General features: G+C 38.8%; 10 protein-coding genes and 1 tRNA gene. All 11 read left to right on the forward strand.

The features are described 5' to 3' along the window. Window positions 1-25: 25 nt before the first annotated feature. The 11 genes from GTQ38_RS05390 (at window position 26) to GTQ38_RS05440 (ending at window position 12,532) form a co-directional block, all read left to right on the forward strand. Window positions 26-99: transfer RNA gene (locus tag GTQ38_RS05390), tRNA-Pro, on the forward strand. Window positions 100-569: 470 nt separating this feature from the next. Continuing rightward, window positions 570-872 carry a hypothetical protein gene (locus GTQ38_RS05395; RefSeq protein ID WP_161434454.1) on the forward strand — a complete coding sequence of 101 codons (303 nt, stop codon included), beginning with the start codon at window positions 570-572 and terminating at the stop codon, window positions 870-872. Between the two features lie 213 nt (window positions 873-1,085). Next, window positions 1,086-1,775, forward strand: a complete 690-nt coding sequence (locus GTQ38_RS05400) for an ABC transporter ATP-binding protein (protein ID WP_161434455.1) — start codon at window positions 1,086-1,088, stop codon at window positions 1,773-1,775. 2 nt (window positions 1,776-1,777) lie between these two features. After that, window positions 1,778-4,267 carry a TonB-dependent receptor gene (locus GTQ38_RS05405; protein WP_161434456.1) on the forward strand — a complete coding sequence of 830 codons (2,490 nt, stop codon included), beginning with the start codon at window positions 1,778-1,780 and terminating at the stop codon, window positions 4,265-4,267. Window positions 4,268-4,270: 3 nt separating this feature from the next. Continuing rightward, on the forward strand, window positions 4,271-5,710 hold the full coding sequence (locus tag GTQ38_RS05410; protein WP_161434457.1) for an ABC transporter permease: 1,440 nt from the start codon (window positions 4,271-4,273) through the stop codon (window positions 5,708-5,710). Continuing rightward, window positions 5,711-7,051, forward strand: coding sequence for a DUF3526 domain-containing protein (locus GTQ38_RS05415; protein ID WP_161434458.1), 1,341 nt, complete (start codon window positions 5,711-5,713; stop codon window positions 7,049-7,051). A gap of 154 nt (window positions 7,052-7,205) precedes the next feature. Further along, entirely contained in the window at window positions 7,206-8,084 is an 879-nt protein-coding gene (locus GTQ38_RS05420; RefSeq protein WP_161434459.1) for a sigma-70 family RNA polymerase sigma factor, read from the forward strand. Window positions 8,085-8,114: 30 nt separating this feature from the next. Continuing rightward, window positions 8,115-8,474 carry an NAD(P)H-dependent oxidoreductase gene (locus tag GTQ38_RS05425; protein ID WP_161434460.1) on the forward strand — a complete coding sequence of 120 codons (360 nt, stop codon included), beginning with the start codon at window positions 8,115-8,117 and terminating at the stop codon, window positions 8,472-8,474. A 4-nt stretch (window positions 8,475-8,478) separates the two neighbouring features. Continuing rightward, window positions 8,479-8,859 (forward strand): nuclear transport factor 2 family protein, encoded by a 381-nt coding sequence (locus GTQ38_RS05430; RefSeq protein ID WP_161434461.1) that lies wholly within the window; start codon window positions 8,479-8,481, stop codon window positions 8,857-8,859. Beyond that, window positions 8,856-9,365: a cupin domain-containing protein gene (locus GTQ38_RS05435; RefSeq protein ID WP_161434462.1), complete on the forward strand. Its 510-nt coding sequence runs from the start codon at window positions 8,856-8,858 to the stop codon at window positions 9,363-9,365. Before GTQ38_RS05430 ends, GTQ38_RS05435 begins: the two co-directional genes overlap by 4 nt. A 368-nt stretch (window positions 9,366-9,733) precedes the next feature. Then, window positions 9,734-12,532 (forward strand): IPT/TIG domain-containing protein, encoded by a 2,799-nt coding sequence (locus GTQ38_RS05440; protein ID WP_161434463.1) that lies wholly within the window; start codon window positions 9,734-9,736, stop codon window positions 12,530-12,532. Window position 12,533 lies beyond the last annotated feature (1 nt).

A 12,533-nucleotide genomic window follows, 5' to 3' on the forward strand; every position in this document is an offset into this window, starting at 1 on the left:
AAATATCACAGTTGAAACTGTGAATCGGGATGTGGCGCAGTCTGGTAGCGTACACGCATGGGGTGCGTGTGGTCGCTGGTTCGAATCCAGTCATCCCGACAGTAAAGAAGAACCATCGTCATAAGGCGATGGTTTTTTATTTTTAGGCCAATCGGAATTGATTCCAGTATTGGATTGTAAATAAAAAACCACTATGAGCGAAGCGAACAGGTTCTCTTTACTGTCTTCCCCCCCTCTCTGGATCACGCGAACTTAGTGAGCGTAATCCAAATAAGTAGTTTAATTTCTTAGGAATTTCTTTAATTACTTTTGAAAGTGAAGCTATTCCGGCCAAGGTTCGGGAACGATTATTGGCATATCGATACTAATGCCAATGAACTGGCCTTGCTAAAAAGTAAAACGAGAAGAGACTACTGAAGATAACACCTCTCTCGGTAGTATTAGTTTGGAATGTTTCGGGACGCTTGTAGCACAAACTTTGTTTTGCTCGCCGTTGGGATTGTAAAAATTGGTGGTATCAAATCTTTATTTTGGTAAACTCAAGGATTTAAATATTTTTACTCTCGGCAATGAAAAACTTCAAGGACGCAATCTCGTTGTTTTTTGCAACCCTTTTCTTCTCTTTAAAGGTTGCAGGTTTTCATGTGCTTACCCATCATACAGATGATACTGATGTTCAGCATTGTGAGCTCTGTGATATTACAACTACAATAAGCTTTACACCCCATTTGTCCTCAGATAGTGAGGCCATATCTCAGACAACAATTCTTTTTTCAGAACTAAAACTGAAAAGTGAGGCCCCACAAGATGTTTTTTATAATGAGCCCTTAGAAGGCCTTCGTTTTACAAGACCACCGCCACAATTTTCTTAATCCAAGTTTTAACTTTTGAATAGGCTTTGAAGAGACACTTATTGCCTTTTCTGTACCTATATATTACCAGTATATCCTCATTTATATGCTGGTGCTTTAGGTATAGTAGTATTTGAATTAAAAAACTGGATTAACCCTTCCACTAAAGGATTGCACATCACATAATGATGGACATAAATGCGATCCATTCTATTAATTAATCCTAATGATATCATGCTTAAAGCAATAAATGTGACCAAGTCATATAGTGGCGAGGTTGCTTTAAAAGACGTTTCCTTTGAAGTTGGCAAAGGAGAAATTTTCTGTCTTTTAGGTCAAAACGGAGCAGGAAAGACCACAACTATAAATATCTTTTTGGGTTTCATCAAAAAAGATGGAGGTCATGCCTTCGTTGGTGATAAAGAAGTTGGTAAAGATGAAATAAACCAGCTTACCGCTTATATCCCAGAGACGGTACAATTGTATGATAATTTTTCCGGAGTTGAGAATCTAAACTTTTTTAGTCGTTTAGCAGGCTTCACCTACACTAACCAAGAATTAGAAGACTTTTTAACCAAGATAGGACTAGAGAAAGATGCACAGCACAAACGCCTCTCGTCCTATTCTAAAGGAATGCGGCAAAAAGTGGGAATTGCTGTGGCATTGGCCAAAAACGCCGAGGTGATTTTTATGGATGAACCTACTTCTGGTTTAGACCCAAAAGCTACAGCAGAATTTACCAAGATATGTAAAGAATTGGCCGCAATGGGTAAAGTGATTTTTATAGCAACGCACGACATTTTTAATGCAGTGGAATTGGGTACCACAATTGGTATCATGACAGAAGGAGAGCTCGTGTACACTGCCAACACCAAAACAATAAATGCAAACGAATTACAGGATATCTACCTAAAGACTATTTAAAAATGAAAAAACTTACAATACTATTTGTCCTATTTACGAGTTGCGTCCTATGGGGACAAGAAACCGTTACAGGGACCATTATAGATAATCAAGCTGAACCAATAGTTGGGGCAACGATAACCATGCAAGGTACAGTAGGCACTTACGGGAAACTAACTGATAACCAAGGGCAATTCAAGCTCAGCGTTCCCAATGGGAGTTATACACTTGAGATTCGTTATTTGGGATTTCAATCCTATAAAGATCAAGTAGAAATTATTGCAAGTTCTCCTTTGGATATAGGAACCATAACCTTAAGTGAAGGTACGGAACAGCTTCAGAGCGTGGAGGTCATTGGCCGTGCGAGAACTGATTACAATAGTGACTACTCGTTCTCTGCGACCAAAGTTGCTATTAAAAACAAAGAGTTGCCACAAGCGGTAGCCACAGTAACTAAAGAACTTATTGCCGATCGTCAGGCATTTCAGTTACCTGATGCCGTTAGAATAGTAAGTAATGTTGCACTCACAGGACTTTATAATCACTATAATATTAGGGGTATTACGCAAGGGGATGACGGACAAGTAATAAATGGTATGCGTACGCGTCAGTATTACTTTTTACAGCCGATTACGTCTCATTTAGAAAGGGTTGAAGTAATTAAAGGGCCCTCTTCGGTAACCTTTTCCAGCGCCGACCCTGGAGGTACGGTCAATATGGTGACAAAAAAGCCCTTGTTCGAAAAACGCAGCGAAGTGTCTATAGCGGCAGGTAGCTTCGGTACGTTAAGAGCCACAGCCGATTTTACAGGACCTTTAAATGAATCCAAAACCTTACTTTATCGTTTTAACGCTGCTTATCAAGAGGCAGATTCTTTTAGAGATGTTGTTAACAACAATGCTCTATTATTTGCTCCGTCTTTGAGTTACGTTCCTGACAAAAACACCTCTTTGAATGTGGAAATGATTTATAATAATGCTGCAGGCAATTTAGATAGGGGACAACCCATATTCGGTGCCGTTGATGATGATTATGATCCAAATAGCACACCTATCACCTTGAATCCTGGTGCAATCAACGATTTTTATAATACCAGGGAAATAATATTAATGACAAGCTTTAGTAAAAAGTTAGGTGAAAATTTTGGATTTAATGCCCAGTATATGAAACAAACCTGGGATGAGGATCTAAAAGAACATAGGGCAGACGCTTTTCGTCAGGCATTTGATGTCGATGGTAATGTTGTTCCTAATCTTATCGCAATGCGATTTGCGGAAAGAGAACAGGCTTGGAACACAGATAATATAAGTGCATTTTTTACCTATGACTTAAAAACGAATAATGTCACCAACAAAATCCTGGTAGGATACGATGCCACCCGTTGGGAAAGAAGAATTGGTGGAGCAAATAGCGCAAGGGACTATTTGTTAAATGATGGTACTGTTGGAAGATTCAGACCTGGAACAAGTGATCCGAATGATTTTCAGCAAACAGCTGATGGACTTTTGGTTCCTGTTGTACCGCATTTGGATCTAACCAACCCTTTCAACGGAATTAGAAATACTAATGACTATGTAATTAGACAGTTTGAAATTCCCGCAAACTTAACAACTTCTGATGGTATCTACATTCAAAATCAGTTCAAAGTCGGAAAGTTTTCCGCTTTATTTAATTTGAGATATGAATGGTTTAAAGATATTTTTGATTACGAAGGTATCAATGAGCAAGAATTTAAAACTAGCGCTTTTGTACCAAGGCTCGGTCTGACTTACGAGCTGAGCAAGGACATTAGTGCCTATGCAACCTATTTAGAAGGCTTTCAGCCACATACCAACACCATATCATTAAATCCAACTGGTGAAGGTTTCTTTTGGACTGCTTCACCTGGGAGGTTTGATCCTTTAGAGAGTAGCCTAAAAGAAATTGGTGCTAAGGCAGAATTTTTCAATGGAAAAGTATTTGCCAACCTGGCCATTTTCGAAATTACCCAAAAGAACATTTTAGTTGGTGATACCTTTGATTTAGATAACTTAACAACCATTGGCGAACAACGCAGTAGAGGTTTTGAAATGGATATTTCTGGTTATGTTTCGTCAAATTTTCAATTGATAGCGTCTTATGGCTTTAACGATGCTGAAATTTTAGAAGATTCCATAGAAGAATTTGTTGGACAACGAATTGGAGGTGCCCCCAAACACAATGCAAACTTTTGGGCACGTTACGATTTTATGAATGAAACTATGAAAGGTATTGGATTTGGTTTAGGTGCTCAATTTGTAGACGAAAGATTTACATGGTACAACCCTACGTATCTTCCCGATAGAGTATTGCTACCATCTTATACTGTATTCGATGCCGCTATCTATTACAGACCTGCGAATACAGGTATTCAATTGACCCTAAAAGCAAATAATTTATTTGATGAAACGTATTGGTTAGGTGGTCTTAATCCTTCTAGGTTAGGTCCAGGAGCACCTAGAAATTTCTTATTGAACGCCACGTATAAATTCTAAGAGATGCGTAGGACGGTAATCTATTTGATGGCGCGCCAATTATGGATAGAAGCTTTGCGTTCTAAAGTAATGCAAATAGTCTCAATATTATTGGGCCTTCTATTAGTTTTTGCGATCTACACAGGTTGGGAAAATTATCATGAGCAGAATTTTACCAGAGATGCCATTCAAGATGAAGTTCGGCAAAGTTGGGAGAACAATCCAGACAAACATCCACACCGTATGGCACATTACGGATCTTTTGCATTGCGTTTAAAGCACACCTTAAGCGTCTTTGATTTAGGGATGGAAAATTACGTTGGGAATGCTGTTTTTTTGGAGGCCCACAAGCAAAATACGGTCAACTTTTCCGAAGTGAGCATGTCCACTGGGCTACTGCGCTTTGGGGAGGTAAGTTTGGCAATGCTACTTAAAGTAATCGTTCCTTTACTGATTTTCTATTTAGGATTTGCCACTATAGCAGGAGAACGAGAAAACGGCACGTTAAAATTACTAGTAGGACAGGGAATTTCCAGAAAAGAAATTGTCTTTGGCAAATGGTTTGGGCTTTGGAGCATTTCCCTGGTAATACTGGTCCTTGTATTTTTAATTCTGCTTGGTTTTGTATTTGCGGAACTAGGACATACATCTTCTTCAGATGACCTTCTAAGATATCTTGTTCTGGTATTCAGCTATATACTGTTTTTCGGTATTTTGAGTGCGATTGCCGTTTTAGTTTCAGCATTCAGCAAAACCACAAAAGGGGCTTTGGTGAAATCGTTGGGTATTTGGCTGTTGTTCGTGGTTATTGTTCCAAAATCCTTGCAAGCTTTAGGCTATTATTTGTATCCAACACCTTCTAAGATAGAATTAGAGACTTTGGTTGAGCACGATTTAAAAAAGTTAGGGGATAGCCACGACCCTAATGACCCGCATTTTAATGCGCTTCGTGATTCTGTTTTACAAGTAAACCAAGTCGATAAGGTGGAGGACTTACCGTTTAACTACGGTGGTTTTGTTATGGCTAAGGGTGAAGAACTAAGCACCAAAGTTTACTTAAAGCATCAAAAAGACCTTTATACGGTTTATTTAAAGCAGAACAACCTAGAGCGATTTTCCGCTTTTGTTAATCCCTATTCTGCAATTAAAAATCTGTCTATGGCATTTTCGGGTACAGATTTTAAGTCTTTTCTTCATTTTAAAGAGAAAGCTGAAACATATCGCTATAGATTGGCGCAGGATATGAACCGATTACAAATGGAATTAATTCCTAATAAAGGGCACGTTGGGCCCAACAAGATTTCAAATAGGTACTGGAAAGAATTTCCACCATTTAAATATCACTTTTTAAGTATTTCTCAGGTCTTTAAGAATGAAGCTGTTTCCATTTTTGCATTACTATTATGGAGTGTTTTGGTCCTATTTGGGATGTCCCAATTGGGCGCTAACCTAAAAGCAATTTAAATGTATAGCCTCTTAATTACTTCTTTCATAAGAACAAGGATATTCCTGTTGAGTTTAGCTTTATTACTCACCTTAGGTATTATCAGCATTCTTATAGGTAAGCAATACCTAGTAAAGCAAGAAAAGACAATTGTAGCGGCAAAGCAATTTCAAAAAGAAAGTATCAATAGAAATGTAGAATATCATGGGGATGATCTTGGGTTATTGCTCTATTATTTACGTTTCACCTTGATAAAACAACCTACTAACATTAGCGCTATTTCTATTGGTCAGAGCGATGTAAATCCACTCTTACAGACTGTGACCATTCGCGGATTGCAAGGGCAGAAGTATGACTCTGATTTTGAAAACCCGTCTTTACTGATGTCGGGTAATTTGGATTTAGGTTTTGTAATTATTTATCTCTTTCCTTTAGTATTGATTGCCATGACATTCAACTTGTATTCTGAGGAGAAAGAGCAAGGTACTTGGCGTATTCTAGCTGCACAGACAAATGCTAAAATATCATTTTTACTAAAAAAGTTATCGGTAAGAATTCTCTTCATACTTTTTGTTTTAGTGGTGTTATTGCTATTGGCGGCCGCATACTTGCTAATACCTATGAATACATATTTTTGGGCGTTGTTTATGCAAGGTATTTTATATCTACTGTTTTGGAGTGCTTTATGTTTGCTAATTATCTCTTTTCGAAAAAAATCAAGCTTTAATGCATTGAGCTTAATTTCTATTTGGGTTGTGCTGACCATATTATTGCCAGCTACCGTAAATAATTATGTAATCAATAGGTATCAAGTGCCAGAAGCATTGCATGCCATGATCGAACAACGAGATGGATATCATGAAAAATGGGATTTGGAAAAAGATGTTGCTATGAGTGGTTTCCTAAAGGAATATCCCCAATTTAAAGATTTGTCGGTACCTGAAGATGAATTTAGTTGGTTATGGTATTATGCCATGCAGCACAATGGTGATATGGAGTCTTATAAAACCGGTCTGGATATGAAAAAGAAAATTCTAATGCGGAATAAGGTAAGTGAAAGGATAGCTCTTTTTGTGCCTACCATGCACGCGCAACTGAGCTTTAACAAATTGGCCGGGACGGATATGATCGGTCATATGAACTTTTTGGATGCCCTAACAGATTTTCATGCCAACCTTCGGTTAGGTTTCTATCCAAAAATATTTGATAATGCACCTGCAGATGTGATAGATTGGCAAAAACATCAGGCTAAATATTTTGAGCAAAAGCGGGATTTTAGCTGGAATTTACTTTTACTACCAACCTTGCTGATTACATTGCTGACAGCTAGTATAGGTTTACTAAACCTAAGGAAGTTATAAAATTGAAGGTCGGAATTTCCGGCCTTTTACTTTTCAGGTATTCCCATGCACAGTAGCGTTCCAATTTTTAGGGAAAATCAAGTTTAAGTTCAAGCTCAAGTAAAAAAAGTTCTTAGGGTGTCACGTTTTGATGGCTATAGTTGTCATTATCTTTATGTACAACAATACTGTAGTTTTGGAGGATTACCAGTCAAAATTGTTTCCGTATGCCTATAACATCCTGGGTTCAATAGAGGATGCAAAGGATGTTGTTCAGGATATTATGCTCAAGCATATGAATCTTGATAATGTCAAGGTAGAAAATACGATCGGGTATTTGATCCGGTCTGTCATCAATCATTCCATCAATATAAAAAAACGTTCCAGTAAAATGACTTCAGCAGAGGTATGGTTGCCTGAACCTATGGCTACTGAAAAGGCAGACTCAGACCTGAACAAAGAAGAAATAATCTCGTATTCATTGCTGGTTGTTCTTGAAAAGCTCAGCGCAACGGAAAGGGCTGTTTTTATTTTAAAGGAAGCTTTCTCATATTCTCATCAAGAAATAGCTGAAGTACTTCATTTGAAAATTGAGAATTCCAGAAAGTTGTTGAGCAGGGCAAAATCCAAACTGGATAAAGGGAATGGGTATAACGATCAAAAAAGTCATGAGGACCGTACGGAGTACCTTAGAAATTATGTCAACATAGTAAAGAGTGGCGATGTGAATAAGCTGGAAAAGCTATTATCCGATGATATTAAATTAATGGCTGACGGAGGAAAAGACATCAAGGTGTTAAGAAATATAACAAGCGGGAAAAGCGCAGCTTTGGATCTAATTATGCGCGTATTTGAAACATTCCAGGTAAGTCAAAAAATTAAGATCACCGAAATCAATCATCAGCCCGCACTTTTGTTTTTTGATGAAGATCAATTGGTTAACTGCCAGGTTTTTGAGCTTCATAATCATAAAATAAAAAGCGTATTCTCAGTAGTAGATCCCCTCAAACTGAAGCATATAGAATATTTGCTTGTCACGTTTTTCATGATGTAATTGTCAATCTACCAAATAAAACAATTACAGATGAAAACACTTTTGCGATTGGACTGCAGTTCCAGGTCCAATGGTTCAATATCCAGAGAACCTACAGAATACTTTGACACGGTAGTTCGACATGGTCATTCGTTCAACGTTGATGAAATGGGACATCATGGGCTACTTACAGAAATCAGGGCTTATTTGATAACAACAAAAGGCGGCCTTATTAAAGGAACTGCTTTTGAAAAGTTTGATTTCCAGACCCCTTACCTGGAGGCCATTCTAAATTTTATTGGAATTTCTGTTGTAAAACAATTTTCAATAGAAGGTACTGCGAATGAGCATTTGGTGGAAAAAAATAAAAGCGAAATCAAAAAGGAAATAAGAAGCTATTTTAATAATTAATATCATGAACAACGAAGAAAAAATAATTCAACAAATCACCAAATTTCTTAAAGGAGGTGATACCAGTGATCTTGAATTACTAGATCAGGCATTGCACGATAAATACATCAATGTTCAAAACGGATATTTTGGTGAAAAGGGTATATATATCATTGATAAAGAGAGGTATTTTTCTCTGATATCGAACAAAACATTTGGCGGAAATCCCAGAAAAATGGAGGTAAATTCTATAGATATCGAGGGAAATATTGCTATGGTCAAAGTTTCGCTGGAAAGTTCGGAGTTGAAGTTTAAATCTTTCATCTCGCTGGTACAAATAGAGGACAGCAGTTGGAAGGTGATTGGTAATTTTCCTCACGTAATGCCTAACCTCCGGAACTCATGAAAACCGATTCAGATCTATTTGAAGATGTATTAATTGATAATGCATTATTGGTAATGCCAGATCAGGGTGAGAAGATTGAATCCCATGGAATATCGATAAACTTCAAGGTCACAGGTGAAACTACCAATGACCAAATAGGAGTTTATGAAATATGTTTGGCGCCGAAAACAATTGGTGCCAAAGTGCACTATCACCGCTTCATGGACGAAACCTTCATCATTCAAGAGGGCAAGGTAACATTGAGCCTTGGAGAGCGGAACATTGTGGCTGAAAAGGGAGCTGTCGCTCATATTCCGAGATTTACTCCCCATGGGTTTAGAAATGATAGTGACAAGGCTGCAAAGCTGCTTTTGATTTTTAATCCTGCTCAGAACAGGGAAAACTTTTTCAGAGAACTTCATGAAACACTAAAGGAGAGACCGGTAGACCCTCGTAAATTTTTAAAGCTTTATGAAGAGTACGATAGCTTTCCATTGGACATGAATAACATGATACAAGTAGAATAACGTATCAGCAAACCATCCTTTCCCAAGCGAAAACCTTTTCTTGAGAGGCGCGGATTACAAATCCGCGCCATCGAGTATGAAGTTTAAGTTTAATTTTAAGCTCAAGTAAAAAGAATCTTTACGAGCCCGACACGATTCTAACTTTCTAAATCCTCCCTCTTTTTGGATCACCGCTAGGTAATACAATCGACCCAATGAAGCCCTTTTCAGCAGAAAGCCGAAATAACCAGGGCTTATCTCCCTGGCTACTACAAAAAAGATTTTAAACGAGGTAAGAAGCATCTTACGGAGAAAAGCGGTATATAATCCCGAATATTTACCCTAAAACCAAAAGTTTCATATGTTTGTATTCTCCTTATCACTTGAACATGGCCAAAAAGTTCTCCCTCACTTTTGCTCTGATCCTTGTATGCTTGTTTTCCTGTACCTCTGATGATCCAAAGGATTCAGACCCTAATGGTTTGGACAGGATAGAAGTAACCTCTTTTAAGATATTGAATAATGACAAGGCGGGCATAACTTCCGAAACAGAGGTATTGGCCGAAGGGGATAATCCCATCACCATCACAGACCACGGTGTTTTTCTACAGAAGAATAATCAGTTCTACGATAAGGTAGCCCTGGGGGCACTTAACGAAAGGCGTTTTCAAACCACTGTGAGTTCTGGCCTGGTGAAAGGAGAAAGTTATTCCATATATCCCTATATCTTCGCAAAAAACACCTATTTCTACGGGGATACTCTCGATTTTGTGAGTAATGTAGAAATAGATTTTGAGATCACTGAGGTCGCTCCCCTGAAAGGCTTTATCAATGACACCATTGTAATAAAAGGCCGGAATTTTTGTATTTCAACAGAGACGAACAAGAATATCCTTCAACTGGGTGATGCCGAACAGCGACTTGTATTTGAATCTGACAGCCTGCTGAAATTTGTAGTCCTTCCCAATATTTCAATGCCCGAATTCAAACCCGAATTGACTACCTGCGGGGTTTCAAAAGCGTTGGAGCAAAGTTATTCAATTCTTCCTCCGGTATTCGATTCCATAGCGCCCTATGAGGCCTATGTTGGCCAAACCGCCCAGATCCATGGAGAAAACTTCCATTCAAATATCAGTAAGTTGTGGATAGAAGAAAAGGAAATAGCACTGCAAGAAGCCTATGACATTGACAAATTGACCTTTCAGATTCCTGAAGGGCTTTCAGCCGGACTGCTGGATGTTAAGATCCAGGTGCTGGACAAGATCATTGAAAAGACGGGATACTATCAAAGCACAACTCCGGTAATAGAGGAGCTGGATAAGCGAATGACAGGCTTTTTAGACACGCTTACCATTAAAGGAAAATACTTTCTACAACCTAACAAAGAACTGGATATACTGGTAGGCGGGAGATCTCAGACCATATTGTCCGCTACGGACAATGAAATTGAAGTAGTGATCGATCAGTATTTTGAAGAGGAGAATCCTGAATTGGTACTGAAAACTGCCAGTTTTGAGCTCACCGAAGAAATCACCATGCTCCCTCCGGAAATCATTTCCATAGAGAAGGATGTTTATCACATCCTGGAGGAGGAGATCAAAGTGAAAACAAAATATTTCATCCCAACAAGGGAAAATATGGAAGTTGGTGGTGGTACATTGAATAGAAGTTGGTCCGTACCCGAAGTGGATGAGGAGGGGAACATAATCATTTACTCCACCAGATGGTTAAAGAGTTCCTACAACTGGGAGGCTCAATTTGGCTTTGCGGAAATCGGCGAAATTGAAATAAGTCTTACCACCGCCTATGGTAACGCTTCCCAAAATTACAAGGTGTATCCACCTCAAATAGATGAAATAAATGAGACCCAGTTTTTCTATGGAGATGAAATACGTCTTGAGGGAACAGATTTTGCCTACAACGGAGTAAGTGAGGTATTGGTAGATGGTCAAGCCCTGGATACTTATTCAATGAATGACAGCTGGGCCAGTTTTTACCCCCCTTTTTCAATAGCTCCGGGAAGCCACACAGTAAAAGTTATAACGGGAGGGCAGGAATCCAATGAAATTGACTTTGAGATCATAGCAGCTACAGCCACAGCTCTGATCAACAACTCCGGAACCCGAAAAGATATCTACACCATCACAGGAACAAATTTGGAAAGATCCTCTTCTTATGCCATAGCGGCTAATGGCACAGGATGTAAGGTCATATCAAATTCAGAAACTCAACTGCAATTTACGCTTCCCTATAACGTATTGTTAGAACCCAGTCTTGCAATAACGTTCACCTACGGCAATCAAATTACCAATGTTGGTAACATAACCGGTATAGAACCTTTTGAGAACTACGAAAATTTACAGATACCCAACGACGCTTTTTATTGGCTGCATTCTGGTTATAACACGGATTTTGAATACTCAGGTAAACTGTATAATCTAAACCTAACGGGCCTTTATGAATACGATATAGTTTCTAACAGCTGGAGCGCCTATGACACCAATGTTCCTGGCTTCAGTAACACCCGACTTTCTACGTATAAACCATCCGTAAATGGAGATGAGGTCTATGTGCCCAGCGGTAATGGATTTCAGGTTTATGATATGGTAAACAAAAGTTGGGAGTATGTTGCTCTGAGTCTGGAGGTAGATGAGTACTTGCAGAATGGGGTTGTTTTAGATGATGTTGCTTATGTGGTCACGAGGGGTGTTACCAATGCGGATCCTTACGAGTTTTACATCTACGATCTGAATACGCATACCAGGACCCTGGGATATCTTCCGGCACCTATTCGCAGTTATAGAAGTAAAATGTACCAACTCGGGGGTAAAATTATCTATGATATATTTAACGAGAACATTTTCATGTATAACCCTCTAACATCAACCTGGGAAGATCTGGGGCATCCTATGGGGACCTACAAGTTTAATTACGATGTGAATATATACGAATACAATAACAAGCTTTACTATAGTGGCGGACAAGGAAACTCCCTTATCAGGTACGAAATGTACGCCTATGATTTTGTAACAAAAACCTGGACGGAAAAGACCCCCATGCCCGTCAAATTACTGCATCATGTAATGATAGGGCAGGGAGACTACCTGTATTTTGGTCTGGGAGAATCTGATTACTATCTCCGTCACTCCCATATGTATCGGTATAAGATCAGCGAAGACCCTCATTAAA

This window comes from Poritiphilus flavus (assembly GCF_009901585.1).
Taxonomy (GTDB): domain Bacteria; phylum Bacteroidota; class Bacteroidia; order Flavobacteriales; family Flavobacteriaceae; genus Poritiphilus; species Poritiphilus flavus.